The 14,591-nt window shown below is 52.2% G+C and carries 13 protein-coding genes; 7 read left to right on the forward strand and 6 right to left on the reverse strand.

Going from position 1 to position 14,591, the window contains the following annotated elements:
- Positions 1-234 precede the first annotated feature (234 nt).
- Positions 235-705: a nucleoside deaminase gene (locus EYA77_RS09135; protein WP_245241242.1), complete on the reverse strand. Its 471-nt coding sequence runs from the start codon at positions 703-705 to the stop codon at positions 235-237.
- A gap of 229 nt (positions 706-934) precedes the next feature.
- On the opposite strand from EYA77_RS09135, the gene thrS reads away from it, so the two are divergent.
- On the forward strand, positions 935-2,695 hold the full coding sequence (thrS, locus tag EYA77_RS09140; RefSeq protein WP_042699222.1) for a threonine--tRNA ligase: 1,761 nt from the start codon (positions 935-937) through the stop codon (positions 2,693-2,695).
- Positions 2,696-3,314: 619 nt separating this feature from the next.
- On the opposite strand, the gene EYA77_RS09145 is transcribed toward thrS, so the two are convergent.
- Positions 3,315-3,863: an HdeD family acid-resistance protein gene (locus EYA77_RS09145; RefSeq protein ID WP_167816514.1), complete on the reverse strand. Its 549-nt coding sequence runs from the start codon at positions 3,861-3,863 to the stop codon at positions 3,315-3,317.
- A gap of 94 nt (positions 3,864-3,957) precedes the next feature.
- Here EYA77_RS09145 and EYA77_RS09150 point away from each other — a divergent pair, with 94 nt between their 5' ends.
- The 6 genes from EYA77_RS09150 to EYA77_RS09175 all read left to right on the forward strand — a co-directional run bounded on the left by EYA77_RS09150 (position 3,958) and on the right by EYA77_RS09175 (position 10,983).
- Entirely contained in the window at positions 3,958-5,871 is a 1,914-nt protein-coding gene (locus tag EYA77_RS09150; protein ID WP_167816515.1) for a YIP1 family protein, read from the forward strand.
- A 13-nt stretch (positions 5,872-5,884) separates the two neighbouring features.
- Entirely contained in the window at positions 5,885-7,864 is a 1,980-nt protein-coding gene (locus tag EYA77_RS09155; protein WP_167816516.1) for a PKD domain-containing protein, read from the forward strand.
- Between the two features lie 186 nt (positions 7,865-8,050).
- Positions 8,051-8,935 (forward strand): dihydroorotate dehydrogenase, encoded by an 885-nt coding sequence (locus EYA77_RS09160; protein WP_042698696.1) that lies wholly within the window; start codon positions 8,051-8,053, stop codon positions 8,933-8,935.
- Complete coding sequence (locus tag EYA77_RS09165; protein WP_167816517.1) at positions 8,928-9,683, forward strand: dihydroorotate dehydrogenase electron transfer subunit; 756 nt, start codon at positions 8,928-8,930, stop codon at positions 9,681-9,683. The genes EYA77_RS09160 and EYA77_RS09165 overlap by 8 nt, the downstream gene beginning before the upstream one ends.
- The gene (locus EYA77_RS09170) at positions 9,683-10,309 is read left to right on the forward strand and encodes a CpXC domain-containing protein (RefSeq protein ID WP_167816518.1); all 627 of its coding nucleotides are present in this window, start codon (positions 9,683-9,685) and stop codon (positions 10,307-10,309) included. The genes EYA77_RS09165 and EYA77_RS09170 overlap by 1 nt, the downstream gene beginning before the upstream one ends.
- Entirely contained in the window at positions 10,306-10,983 is a 678-nt protein-coding gene (locus tag EYA77_RS09175; protein ID WP_042698703.1) for a CpXC domain-containing protein, read from the forward strand. Before EYA77_RS09170 ends, EYA77_RS09175 begins: the two co-directional genes overlap by 4 nt.
- On the opposite strand, the gene EYA77_RS09180 is transcribed toward EYA77_RS09175, so the two are convergent.
- The 4 genes from EYA77_RS09180 to EYA77_RS09195 form a co-directional block, all read right to left on the reverse strand.
- On the reverse strand, positions 10,963-11,442 hold the full coding sequence (locus tag EYA77_RS09180; protein WP_209315049.1) for a DUF3795 domain-containing protein: 480 nt from the start codon (positions 11,440-11,442) through the stop codon (positions 10,963-10,965). The two genes, EYA77_RS09175 and EYA77_RS09180, sit on opposite strands and share 21 nt — an antisense overlap.
- A 413-nt stretch (positions 11,443-11,855) precedes the next feature.
- On the reverse strand, positions 11,856-12,653 hold the full coding sequence (gene pheA, locus EYA77_RS09185; RefSeq protein ID WP_167816519.1) for a prephenate dehydratase: 798 nt from the start codon (positions 12,651-12,653) through the stop codon (positions 11,856-11,858).
- Positions 12,650-13,516: a prephenate dehydrogenase/arogenate dehydrogenase family protein gene (locus EYA77_RS09190; protein ID WP_245241243.1), complete on the reverse strand. Its 867-nt coding sequence runs from the start codon at positions 13,514-13,516 to the stop codon at positions 12,650-12,652. The genes pheA and EYA77_RS09190 overlap by 4 nt, the downstream gene beginning before the upstream one ends.
- Positions 13,517-13,558: 42 nt before the next feature.
- Positions 13,559-14,356: a 2-amino-3,7-dideoxy-D-threo-hept-6-ulosonate synthase gene (locus EYA77_RS09195; RefSeq protein WP_042698709.1), complete on the reverse strand. Its 798-nt coding sequence runs from the start codon at positions 14,354-14,356 to the stop codon at positions 13,559-13,561.
- Positions 14,357-14,591: the final 235 nt, after the last annotated feature.

A 14,591-nucleotide genomic window follows, 5' to 3' on the forward strand; every position in this document is an offset into this window, starting at 1 on the left:
GTGTGGAAAGAGGGAGGAACGGATGGTCAGGTTTGCCGGGAGAGAGACACTGCGGGCCTTTCTCTCTCTTTTGCGTAAAATAGTAAAATATAATAATTATTATTATAATTAAAGGTATTTTTGGATTTAAAGGATGATATGAGGTTTGTTGTGTTGTCAAACGATTCGACAAGTATCTGACAAGTCGACAAACAGGTATGTGCGGTCAAACCGGTAAACCATCTCAACCATATCTCAGAGCTCTACTGAGATATCCTCATTCCAGACAGCAGGATTCTCGTCGATATACTCCTTCATCATACCAATCAGCTCCGGATCATTCAGGATCGTGACCTTCACGTCCCGTGAACGCAAAAAATCGACCTCGCCCGGATAATTCACATCCTCCCCCACGACCACTTCCGGGATCCCGTACAGGACGATCGCGCCGGAACACATGATACACGGAGAAAGGGTGGTGTACAGCGTGCATTCTCTATAGAATGAAGCGGAACGGCGGCCGGCGTTCGTAAGAGCATCCATCTCCCCGTGCAGGATCGGATCGCCTTTCTGGATCCTTTGGTTATGACCCCGGGCAACGATCTCCCCGTTTCGAACGATAACGGCCCCGATCGGGATCCCGCCCTCGCTTCGCCCGGCGAGCGCCTCCTCATACGCGGCCTGCATATACTGATCCATCGACTCCTTCTTACTGAGTTCCGACATATCCAGAAATGGTATTGGAGAAATGATAAACATACGTTTTTCTGCCGGAGACCGCGGACCCTCCCCCAGGAAACTCACTTCAGACCTTTCCTGTACCGAAATACATATGCCTTGCAAAACCAAACCTGTAAAGAATATTTAGATATGACCGTACCCGGGAAAAAGCCCGGCATAACCATATCTGGATGCCGTAAATAGAGTTGGAAAATACGAGGAAAGGAAGGAATACATGAAAGTTATTTACAGCGACGGAACAATCGGCGAGTGTCAAAAAGAAGAAGAACTCCACGTAATACGTCATACTGCAGCCCACGTGCTGGCCCAGGCGGTCAAACGCCTCTACCCGCACGCAGCGTTCGGCTACGGTCCGGCGACCGAGAAGGGTTTCTATTATGACGTAGACCTCGGCGACACAAAACTCTCCGACAGTGACCTTGCCGCGATCGAACAGGAGATGCGGGAGATCATCAAGGCCAATCTGCCGGTAAAACCGTTCATCCTCACCCGTGATGAAGCGGTCAAACTCATGACGGAACGCAACGAGCCGTACAAAGTCGAGCACATCGCCGACCTGGACGAAAACGTGCCGCTGAGTTTCTATGAACAGGGCGAATACATCGATATGTGCACCGGCCCGCACCTTACCTATACCAAGACCCTCAAAGCCTTCAAACTCACCGGACTGTCCGGCGCATACTGGAAAAACGACAGCAAAAACAAAATGCTGACGAGGATCAACGGAACGGCATTTTCGAGCGGAAAGGAGCTTGAGGATTTCCTCAAACTGCAGGAGGAGGCGGAACGCCGCGACCACCGCAAGATCGGAAAAGATATGAAGCTCTTCATGTTCTCCGACGAGGGTCCGGGATTCCCGTTCTTCCTGCCGAACGGGATGATCGTGAGGAATGCTCTGCTCAATTACTGGCGTGAACTTCATGCAGAGAACGGGTATCAGGAGATCTCGACACCTCTGATCATGAACCGCTGTCTCTGGGAAACCAGCGGGCACTGGGATCATTACAAGGACAATATGTATGGAACGAAGATCGATGACGAGGATTACTGCATAAAACCGATGAACTGTCCGGGCGGCGTGATGGTCTATGCAAACGAGCCGCACAGTTATCGGGAACTTCCGATGCGCCTCGCCGAGCTCGGACTCGTTCACCGCCATGAGCTGAGAGGCACGCTGCAGGGACTCTTCCGTGTCCGCTGTTTCACGCAGGATGATGCCCACATCTTCATGAGGAAGGACCAGATCGCCGACGAGATCGCAGGCGTTGTCCGGCTCATCAATGAGGTCTACACAAAGTTCGGCTTCGAGTATTTCCTCGAACTCTCCACCCGCCCGGAAAACAGTATGGGCAGCGATGAGGACTGGGAAGCGGCGACCAACGGTCTGAAGGATGCACTCGACCAGCTGAAGCTTCCCTACACGATCAACGAAGGAGACGGAGCATTCTACGGTCCGAAGATCGATTTCCACTTAAAGGACTGTCTCGGCCGAACCTGGCAATGCGGCACGATCCAGCTCGATTTCCAGATGCCGATCAACTTCGATCTTTCCTATGTGGATGAGAACGATGACAGACAGCGGCCGATCATGATCCACCGGGTCTGTTTCGGTTCGATCGAGCGGTTCATCGGTATCCTGACGGAACATTTCGCCGGCAGGTTCCCGGTCTGGCTCGCGCCGATGCAGGCAAAGGTCCTTCTCGTTACAAAGAAGAGCGAGAGTTACGCAGAGGAGATCTATGCGATGCTGAAGGATGCAAAGATCCGCTGCGAGCTCGACAACCGGAATGAAAAGATCGGCTATATGATCCGGCAGGCGCATTACACCGAGCGTGTCCCCTATATGATCATCATCGGCGAGAAGGAGCTGGAGGATCACACCGTTTCGATCCGCACCCGCGATGGAAAGACGGTGACGATGACGCCGGAAGAGTTCCTGACAAAGATCAAATACGAGATCGAAAACAGAGTCTAGACTCTGAAATTTTTCTCACTTTTTTTATAGAGCTCTGAACACCCGCAGTCGCAGACCTTCGGTTTGCTCTCCGACTCGGGTCTTTGACCCTCGCTTGTTCACAAATCCGCAGTCGCATACCTTCGGTTTGCTCTCCGACTCGGGTCTTTGACCCTCGCTTGTTCACAAATCCGCAGTCGCAGACATTCGGTTTTGCTCTCCGACTCGGGTCTTTGACCCTCGCTTGTTCACAAATCCGCAGTCGCAGACCTTCGGTTTGCTCTCCGACTCGGGTCTTTGACCCTCGCTTGTTCACAAATCCGCAGTCGCAGACCTTCGGTTTTGCTCTCCGACTCGGGTCTTTGACCCTCGCTTGTTCACAAATCCGCAGTCGCAGACATTCGGTTTTGCTCTCCGACTCGGGTCTTTGACCCTCGCTTGTTCACAAATCCGCAGTCGCAGACATTCGGTTTTGCTCTCCGACTCGGGTCTTTGACCCTCGCTTGTTCACAAATCCGCAGTCGCATACCTTCGGTTTGTTCTCCGACTCGGGTCTTTGACCCTCGCTTGTTCACAAATCCGCAGTCGCAAATCAGAGATTTGGCCGCAAGGCAAAAAAAAGGCTAAGTTTCCCCAGCAGTTATGCGGATGCGGATTTTGCCATGAATGCTTCGATGATCGCCACGATACCGAATGCAAAGAAGAAGATGCCCGCGATCTCGATGATCGTAAATGCCGAAATGACCGGGTTGATCAGGAACAAAACACCGAGGATAATCCCCAGGATACCGGAAACGGCGAGAAGACCGCGGTTGAACTGAGCGGATTTTCCCATCAACGCAACGGCAAGATCCGTCACTCCGCCGATCAACGCAGCGGCCGCAAGAACATACATTGCATACACGAGCATGATCCCCGGGATAATCAGCGTAAGGATACCGAACAGGATCACCAGGACACCCAGAACGACGACCCACCAGGTGCGTTTCGCCTCGCCAAAGAAGGTCGTTCCGGCGGTCAGAAGAGTGATACCCACAAAGATCAGCAGGATCGCAAGAAGGATCTCACTCGCAAACAGAGATGCCAGGGTGAAAACCATCAGCAGGATACCGAGAATGATCATCAGTATCCCTTTTGCCAAAAGCGACCCGAAGGTGCTTGCGCACATAGGGCAGGAATTTTCAGTCATATAATGAAAATACATCCGCAAACGTATTAAAACATCGTATACCGTGTTGACATGTATAAATAGTTAGGAGGAGAAACAGTTAACCTATTAGTCTATGTCTCCCGTAGAGATGCACGCAAACGAAGTTCAGCATTACGCATCACCGATCCTTGTCAAGAACCGGCAGTTTTTTGCGACGCTGACAAGCGAACGCCTTATCGTTGAGGGAGGTCCTTCGCCCAGGGAATTCAAGGTCAGCAGCATCCTTTCCGCGGAGCCCTGCAGACTGGAGTCCGGCGAACCGGGTCTGAAACTTGTCGTTTCCACCCCGGAAGGACAAAAGGAGATGATCTGGGCGTTTCCCGTAGGGAATGTCTTCAAGGCGGGCGAGCAGCAGGCCTGGCTGGATCAGATCACCGAAGCGGGCGGCGAAAAACCGTTTGCCGAAGGGGGTGCAGGAGAGTCTGCACAGCCCAAAACTGCGGCTCCGCCGCGAAGTCCTGCCCCGGAACTGAAGATCAAACCGGTTGTTCCGGCACCGGACATTCCGGTGAACACCGTCCGCCCGGAGTTCGTCTCCGGCGAGTCGGTCGTGATCGAAACGGCCGGCGTGCGGGTGAAGCGGACTTTTTATACGATATATCTGACCAATATCCGGCTGATCCTCCAGAATACGGCAGGGAAAATCGGGCGGGAGTTTGCGATCGCCGAGCTGATGGATGCCGCGGCGTTCGAGACGGAGGAGGGAGAACCGGCGATCGCTCTTTCCGTCGGATCCCAGACCGGGGCAAAGCAGATGGTTCTGTCGTTTCCAACCGATTCGGCACGGACCGCCTGGATGAGGGAGCTGAAAGAGCGGCTGCCTTCTCACCAGGCGCTGATCTCGGCCGCGCCTGAGCCGGCGGTGGTGACCTGTACGGGGATATTTTCACCTGAAGCGGGTGAGCGTGTGGTTCTTTCGACGGGCGGCGTTAGGATCAAGCGGAATTTTGTTACGCTGCATCTGACGAACACGCGGCTGGTGATCGAGGGGAAGACCTCGATTATGGGAGAGTTTGCGCTGAATACGCTTTGCCGCGCGATCCGTCTTGCAGGCGAGGTGGGAGAGCCGGGTATCGCTCTGCAGATCGCGGGACGTGAGGGGGAGAAGGAGATGCATCTGCTGTTTTCCGGGATGCCGGACCGGGAGCAGTGGATCCAGAAGCTTTCCGAGCTTCTCCCGGAGGAGGAGCCGATGTATGCCCCGGAGGCCCGGCAGTATACGGTAACGACGGTGGCGCCGCCTTCCCGGAGGAATTCGCAGGATATGTACTGTCCGGCATGCGGGGCCAGAAATCATGTGGATGATGAGGTGTGCGCTTTGTGCGGGACGCTTCTTCATCGAAATGCGGCGGCGTCAGAATCTTCGGATATTTCCCCGCGCCGGGAGAGACGGGCGAACACAGATCGGCCGGCGAAGCGGGAGCGGCGGGAAAAACCGCCGTATAACGGCGGGCTGATCGGATTTCTGACCCGGCCGTCTGATGCGTATTCGTTTTATCTGCATGAGCGGCCGCGGGATGCTCTTTGGATGTTTTTGTTGTCGGGAGCGTTGTGGGCGGTTGTGTCGGTTTTGATGATCGCGTATGCGGCGCCGGCGGTTTTGCGGATCTCGCCTGAAAATTTCCCGATTTTTTCGGCTCTGCAGACCGATCTGATGCTTCTGGTGCTGTTTATTCTGGTTCTGTATCTGATATGGCTGGCAGCGGTGATGATCCGGGCAGTGGTGACCGGGATCACGGCGCGGGTCTGTGAGCCGGATGTCCGGTTTTCAGAGATTACGGCGATCGTGATGCGGAGCACACTTTCATATGCGGTGATTGGCTGGATCCCGATCCTGGGTATGTTTGCGGCCGGTATCTGGTCGGCGGCGGTGACCTGGAAGGGTCTTGTCGCCGGTCAGGATATGCGGACGGGCCAGGCGGCGGTTTCCGCGTTTCTTGGCCTGATCATTGTGTATGTGCTGCTGTTTGCAGCAGGGTCGATGTAGAGGAGGTACAAAAATGATTCTGAAACGATTGATACTGGTGCTTCTCGCGATGTTCCTGGTAATGGGATGCGCGGGGGCAGTGAGCGCGGAAGATATAAGTAATGTCGCAATTTCTGTAACTGAGCCAAGTACCGGAATTCAGCCTAGCAGTGAGGTAAGTATTACTCAAGGGACAGCAGACAGTTTATCATGGAGTCCGGCGGATGCTCTCTTTGCTCCTGGTAAAAATTATCGAGCTACGGTAATGGTCTCTACTGATTTTGGGAATAATTTCACAGAGAGTATAACTGCAACTATCAATAATCATGCAGCTACCGTCACTAGAAATTCAAACATCTCACTTACCGTTACTTATGAATTTGGGGCAACTGAGATGTCGAGTATTTCTACTGTTGATCTTGTTTTGCCCTCTCCGAGAACCGGGGAAAAACCCATTACCGCCTCATCTGACACGAAAGGTGTTGGAACACCAAGTGTATCATGGTCTCCGAGTGCTACCACATTCAACGCCAATGAAGTTTACACAGCTACAATTACGGTTCCTGCAGCACCTGGTTATCTGTTTGGAGACTCTCCAACGGTAAAAGTGAATAATATGAATGGTGAAAAAATAACTGTAGCTGCTAACAAGAAATCGCTAACAGCAGAATGTAGTTTCCCGGAAACCACCTCCATTGAAATTTCTTCCCCTATCGCTCTTACTTTGACTCCACCCACGACCGGAAGTTCACCAACATCGCCGAGTTCAACCACAACAGGAGTTGGAACTCCAACTGTAGTATGGAGTCCGTCAGTCGGTACTTTTGTCGAAGGGCAGGTATATTATGCCAATATAACTATTCCTGTATCATCAACGAATTACATTTTTACAAGTTCATCGGCAGTAACCCTGAATGGAGGTGATGTATCTTCAGAGATTGTCAACAGGACAGGCAACCAAATTATTCTTAACCATTCTTTCGACGCAACCTCACTGAAAACACGCATTGGCTCAGTCAACATCTCCGGAGTTACTGCTCCGGTTTATGGCGCAAATCCGGTTACGTCTGCCGCATCTTCTACTGATGGGATAAGCAGTGTTTCCGTCAGTTGGAGTCCGTTCGTATCTTCAAAATTCGCAGCTGATACAACGTACAACGCTACGATCATTGCTCGGATCACTGACTCCCGTTACGCGTTCAGTACATCAACTCCTTCTGTTTCTTTGAATGGAGCAACAGCATCAACTGCTAATGTCACGAGGAATTCCGACACAGAAATTACCATTGTGTACACCTTCGAAAAAACCGAATCAAAGATCCTGCCGACCATCACGCTTTCCACAAATATTACCAACAATATCGGCACCGTACCGCTGTCAGTTAAATTCACCTATACGGCAACCAATTTTGATAACTGTACATTGATCTATGGTGACGGCGCGTCATCGCATCTCACCTCATCAAGTGGGAATATTACCCACACTTATACAACTGCAGGATCTTATACTGCGAGTCTCATTGCCAAAAATCTCAACGGTACGACATATGAAAATAGAAGTATCACTGTGAATAAAGTAGGGCTCGCCGCCGCTTTTACCGCATCACACGAATCGGGAATGGCACCCCTGGTCGTTTTATTCATTGATAAATCCGCAGGTTCCCCCATAAAGTGGGTCTGGGACTTTGGCGGACTTGGATCTTCAATGGATAAGAATCCCACCTTCAACTTTACCAAGGCAGGAACTTATATCGTCAAACTGACGGTAATCGACAGTACGGGAGCAACGGATTCGTATTCCCGTGTCATTTCTGTGAAGGCTCCGCTCGCTACTTCAACCCCGACCCAGACCGCGGCGGTGAAATCTCTGACGACAGCATCCGCCGAGACAGGCAATATGAGCATGATCCCGGCTCCTCTTGACATCATCAAAGAGTTCATGCATCTCTTCTACAGCATCTTCGATCCGGCAAATTATCTCTTTGCCGTGAACGAGAGCGGAAATACAAGCTGAACGCGGGCGTCCTGACAGCGGCAAAACAAAAATACCTGCCCGGACGGATCCCTCTTTTTTCCCGACCCTGCGCAAATATCTTCAGCCGCACACCTCTCTTCGTCTCCTCCCCCTCCTTACTCTGCTCCCATCCCGAACAGAGAGTTACATAACCCAAAACCGCGAATAGTACCTGCAAGAAATACAATGATCCAGATAAAGCTTCCAGAAGAGGAGATCGCCGGCGTCCCTCTCAAAAATCACATGCTCCTTGCAGCAGGGATCCTCGGGACCACCGGCGCATCATTAAAACGAATGCTCGCTCTCGGTGCAGGCGGCGTCGTCACAAAATCCATCGGCCCAAACCCCATTCCCGGTCATCACGGTCCGGCCCTCATCCCGGTCGACTGCGGACTCATCAATGCCATGGGGCTGCCAAACCCGTCCAAAGACTTCGTCGAAGAGATCTCCCCCCTTAAGGGCGAACCGGTCGTAGTAAGTATTTTCGGCGGCACTCCAGCCGAGTTCGGCGAAGTCGCATCCTGGTTTTCCAATGCCGCCGCATTCGAACTGAACCTCTCCTGTCCCCACGCGGAAGGATACGGCGCCGCCATCGGCGTCGACCCGCGGATCGTACAGGAATGCACCGAGATCGTCAAAACATACAATAAACCCGTCTGGGTCAAACTCACCCCCAACGTAACCGATATCAAAATGATTGGAAAAGCTGCAGAAAAAGGCGGAGCCGACGCGTTAGTCGCAATAAACACCGTAAAAGCAATGAGGATATCCACCGAACTTTGCCGCCCTGTTCTCGGCAACGTCTTTGGCGGGCTCTCCGGCAAAGCGGTCTTCCCGATCGCCGTTCGAAGCGTCTATGACCTTTACGAAGCCGTCGGCATCCCGATCATCGGCTGCGGCGGGATAACGACTGCAGACAATGTCGTAGAAATGATGATGGCAGGCGCCTCCGCCGTCGAGATCGGCAGCGCGATCTACGACTCGGTCAATGTATTCTCCGAAATCGCGGCCGATCTTTACGCCGAAGACGGAATACCCGCCGAAGAGATCGTGGGGTGCGCCCATGTCTGAGATGCCTGAGGTCGTGACGATCACAACAGTCGTCGATGAAACGCCCACCGTCAAAACGTTCGTCTTCGACAAACTCTTTGCATTCCGCCCCGGTCAGTTCTGCATGGTCTGGATCCCGGGAGTCGATGAGATCCCGATGGCATTTTCTGCCGCGAACTCCATCACCGTCATGAAAGTCGGGGATGCCACACAAGCGCTCTTCTCCCTCAAAGCCGGCGACAAACTTGGGATCCGCGGCCCGTTCGGGAACGGATTTTTCCCGAGCGGAAAAGTGCTTGCCGTTGCCGGCGGAATCGGGGTCACCCCGCTCTTTACGCTGGCGGCATCCGGAGAAGTCGACACCTTCATTCTCGGGGCACGGACCAAAGAAGAGCTCGTCTTTGCCGAGGACCTCGAAAAAGTCAGCGATCTAAAAATCGCCACAGATGACGGAACATACGGATTCCACGGATTTGTCACCGGGATCATCGATCAGATCGATATAACATCATATGACACGATCTGTGTCTGCGGTCCCGAGATGATGATGAAAGGCGTTCTTGACCGTCTGGTGGCAAAAGGGATCGAAAACCGCGGCCAGTTCTCGATGCACCGGTACATGAAATGTGCGGTCGGGGTCTGCGGGTCCTGCTGTATGGATGACCACGGACTCAGAGTCTGCAAAGACGGGCCGGTTTTCACCGGAGATCTGATAAAATCCGGCGAGTTTGCGCATCACCACCGCGGACCAAGCGGGAGGAAAGAGTAATGAAATCAGAAGTACAAGTCATCACCTGCCCAAAATGCGGGTCAAAACAGGAGTTCACCCTCTACAGAAGTATCAATGCCGCAAACCACGACATTCGCGAGAAGTTCCTCGACGGATCCCTTACGATGCTCGTCTGCGACAACTGCGGTTTTTCCGGGGCTGTTGAATATCCCCTCCTCTATCATGATCTGAATGAAAAGTTCTCCCTCTATTTCCAGCCGGATTCAACTGAGCGGACGATCAGTCTCCCAAATGTTTTGCCAGCTCATCTTCTATCTGAGATCCGGATGAGACTTGTCCACACGCAGGACGATATGCGCGAGAAGATCTTTATCTTCCGCGACAAGCTGGATGACCGGATCATCGAACTCGTAAAAGATTCGATCCTGAAAGAGATGGAGGCAAAAAAGGAGAAGATCATCCCCGACGCTCTCTATTACGCCGAGGACCGTTTCGCCTGCGAAGGCAGGTCGCTGATCTTTGTCCCCCGTCTCGGGACCGAGTATCTCGATCCGATCAAGATCCCGTTTGATACTTATGAGAAGATCAAGATGCTTATGCATGTGATCTGGGAACGTCCCGTGGAAGGCTACAGCGTCGTCGATAAAGAGTGGATCCGCGTATGATCACCGATGAAGATGTTGTGGTCTGTCCGGTCTGCGGGCATGAACAGACGATCACGATCTGTCCGTCGGTGAACGTGACGACCGATCCGGAGATGCGCGAGAAGGTGCTGACCGGGGAGCTGTTTGAGTTCAGCTGTGATGAATGCAGTTTTGCCGGATATGCCGGTTACCCGTTCGTGTATGAAGATAAGGAGACGAACGGCGGATTTCTGATCTATCTTGAACCGGATTGTGAGGATCGCGAGGTCGGTATCGAAGGAGATATCGCCGATCAGGTGATCTATCACGAACGACCGATGAGGCTTGTTGCGGATATGAATGCGCTGAAGGAGAAGATCTTCATCTTCGAAGCAGGACTGGATGACCGCGTGGTTGAGCTGTTTAAGGTCTTAACGCTTGCAAAGATGCGGGACGATGATCCGGAAAAGATCCCGGATGAGCTGAAGTTCACGAAGCGCGATGTGGTCGACGGCGAGGAGGTGCTGGTGTTTACGGCGTTCCGCGATGAGGAGCTTATGGGGACCCTGGAGCTGCCGTATGCTTTGTATCAGACATGCGTCCTCACCGGAGAGCCGATCTGGGATGTGCCGATAACAGAGTGCGCGGCGGTCGATTCAAAGTGGATCCTGGAACGTCTTGGCGATCAGGACGGTTCAGACGAGGAAACCGTCTGATTTTTTACAGACAGATTGGGATAACCCTTTCTGTTTTTTAGATGAGGGTCCGGTTTTTTCCAAAAAAAGTATGGCATTCGCTGCATTCATTGTCACGCAGCGAGATGATCCCTTCACATTTTTGACAGGTCCATTTTTCCGTTCGGCCGCAAGAAATGCGTCAAGTCCCTGGTCCCTTGCCAGGATGCTGTTTTCGATCAGACTTTCAGCGTATCGATCCCGATAGCGTTTATCCATTTTATATAGCAGGCTGCAGGGAAAATTTTCGCAGGAAAAACAGTAATGGAGGCCTTTTTGCCGGAGGCATGCCAGTATCCTGCAGTTTTTGGAGCCTTCGGTTTTTCTGTCCGCATCCATGAGGCATCCGCCGCAGGATTTTTTTGGCAGACAATGCCTGCAGCAGACCATACAGTTCATCCCGCAGGGGGCAAACATAGCTTGTGGAATTCTGTCAGGCATTTTCATGTACCGCACACCGCACAAGAAAATAGTATTTTTCAGCAGATACATAAAACCATCGTATGCCCCTCTGGTTTCTGGGTATATTAATATAGAATACGGGTGTTTGATTGTGAATATGACATGACTGAAAATATGCACTATTATAATAGTGTGTTTTCAGGGTCGTGAACGCCAAAACCCATTCCCGCTTATGTCCTATCTCTATTCTGGGAAATACGCGTCCGGCCAGGGCTGAATGATCAGATGATCTGCGTGAAAATACCGGCTGCCTGAAAGAATACAACAGAAAACTGCGGGTCGAAGAAACGAATGCCTGTTCCTTCACCGCCGCTAAATGGTTATAGGAACAGGCATTAATTTATACGCTTTGCCAAGGGAAAAAGAAATCGAAAAGAGCACGTCCGCGAAATCTAGGCCGCCTCTTTTTTTCTATAACATCCAAGCTCTTTCACGCCTGTGATCTCCTTCAGTTCGGTGATCGTCTCCTGCCATCCCCGGTTCGTTTCGAAATCGATGAAAAAGACATATCTGCCGATCCCTTCCTTCGACGGGCGCGACTCGATACGTGTCAGATTGATCCCTCTGCGTGCAAAGATCCCCAGGATCCCGTATAAAAGACCCGGCCGGTTCTCTCTTGGGATGATAACGACACTGCATTTTTCCGGATCGTTTGGCTTTGAAACGCCGGCTGTTATCTCAAGAAACCGGGTGGTGTTGTTCTGCGCGTTCTGAATATCTTTTTTCAGGATCGAAAGGCCGTACAATTTTGCGGCGCTTTCCGTTGTTACGGCCGCAGAGCCTTGCACCGATGCCGCCTCTTTTGCGCTTTGGGCGTTGCTGCTCGTATGGATCAGGGAGATATTTTTCAGACTGCGCAGAAAGACGCTGCACTGTTCATGCGACTGGGGGTGGGTGTAGATGACCGATATCTCATCCGGCCCGTATCTTGATACGAAAAAGTGCCGTATCGGCATGTAATATTCTGCGGTGATACTGCATTCTGTCTGCAAAAGGCCGTCCAGGGTCTCCCCGACGCCGCCCGCCTCGCTGTTTTCTACAGGAACGATGCCCCGGATATTTTTCTCGAGAACCGCGGTGAAAACGTCCCGTATCGTCGGATAGAGAAGTATCTCTTCATGTTCTTCCCTGATTTTTTCGGCAAGTTCACAGGAGAACGTGCCTTTCGGGCCTAGTACTGCTAATGTCATTTCATCTTCACCAGAGTTTCGATCAGTCTGTCCGTCTCTTCAGCCGCTTGGGGGATATAGGATCTGAATGCCTCACTGTTTTCCGTAAAGAAGGCGGCGAACTTCTCCGGATCCTTTGATTCGACGATCGTTTTCAGCGAGGCGACCGAATCTGCGAGGGTTTCAAGGACGCCTGCCGTTTCCGGGTTCATCTGCAGGATGTCTGCATAGAGTGAAGGATCCTGTCCGAGTATCCTTCCGACCAGACCGAGTTCGATCCGGTACACCGGGCTCATCACCGGAAGGATTGATTCCAGCGGGATGCCGGTGTTTTTTATCGTCTCGGCGACGGACAGGGTCGTAAAGTGTACAAGACCCTGGACGATGCTCATGATTTTGTCATGCTCCTTTGGATCCATCGGACAAACCTTGGCTCCTTCGTTTGTGAATATCTGATAGAGCATCTCCCGGGTTTTTTCCTCACATCTGGCGGGCGATGCGGCGATCGTCTGACCGAAGATCGTGGAGACCGAAGGGCCGAACATCGGGTGGAGGCCGATGACCTGCGCTTTGGATCTCAGCATCGCTTCGACCGGAGCGGTTTTTATGGAGGTGAGATCGCAGAACACCTGCTCTTCGCTGAGAAGCGGGGCGATCTCTCCGATCACCCGGACCGTGTCGCGGATCGGAACAGAGACGATGACAATATCGCAGGTCAAGGCGATATCCTCATTTGAGACGGGCGTTTTTCTTCCGGAACAGAGGACTTTGTATCCCGCCCTCTCGAAGACAGCCGAGAACAACCGTCCCATGCCGCCGAATCCCCCGATTATTCCGACGGTATCCTTTCGGATCATCTTCTTTTCTCCTGCGGCTGGTTCCATATCCTGCATTCCTGATGATTTTCCGGTTCGTTTTCTCTGTCTTCAATCCTCGGCGAGCAGGATCTCGATCGCTTCTTCTGCAGTTCTGCGTTCATGGACGATCATCGCGGCGGCTCTGACGAATCGGTCCGGGTATTTGTGCTGGAATGCGTTTCGCCCGATCGATACGCCGGCAGCGCCGCCTTCCATCGCCCCTTCGATCAGCTGCATGGTCGCCAGATCGCTCATTTTCGAGCCGCCGGCGATAACTACGGGTACATGGCATCCTTCGGTGACTTCCCTGAATGAATCCGGGTCTCCGGTGTAGACGGTTTTGACGATGTCTGCCCCAAGTTCTGATCCGACCCGGGCCGCGAGTTTGACGGCTTCCTGCATGTTCTCGGATCTGATGTCTTTTCCCCGGGGATACATCATCGCAAGAAGCGGCATTCCCCATTCGATACACTCGATCGCGACCCGCCCAAGGTCGCCAAGCATGTTTGCTTCATTCTCGGCGCCGATATTTACATGCATGGATACGCCGTCTGCTCCCATTTTCAGGGCATTCTGCACGCTGTTGACCAGGACTTTGTTGTTCGGATCGGGTCCCAGATCCGTGCTTGCGGATAGATGCAGGATCAATCCGATGTCAGGGCCGCCTTTCCGGTGACCGTGCAGCGCGAGTCCCATATGGCCGATTACTGCGTTGGCTCCGCCTTTTGCGACCAGATCGACCGATCGTTCCAGATCGATCAATCCGGGGATAGGTCCGCTGGATACGCCGTGGTCCATTGGAACGATGACGGTCGTTCCGGTGTCTCTTTTCATGATTCTTTCGAGTCTGATCTCTTTTCCTCTCATTGTTTTCTCCTCCGTGGTTTTTTTATTCAGGTGATTTGGTAAAAATCCGGTATTCACTGCACCAGAGGAGTTCCCGATAAAAGGCTTGAGTTATTTTATGGAGATCTGTTCTGGTGCAGTTTGACTACTGTCTAAACCAGAATACATAGCTAATGCTGAAAATAACAGCAATGCTGACGTATACAGATACTAGGCCGTCTGCAATCACAGACAGGATATTTTCAAAAGATGCATT

Origin of the sequence: Methanocorpusculum sp. GPch4, from assembly GCF_012062385.1 — an archaeon.
GTDB lineage: Archaea > Halobacteriota > Methanomicrobia > Methanomicrobiales > Methanocorpusculaceae > Methanocorpusculum > Methanocorpusculum parvum.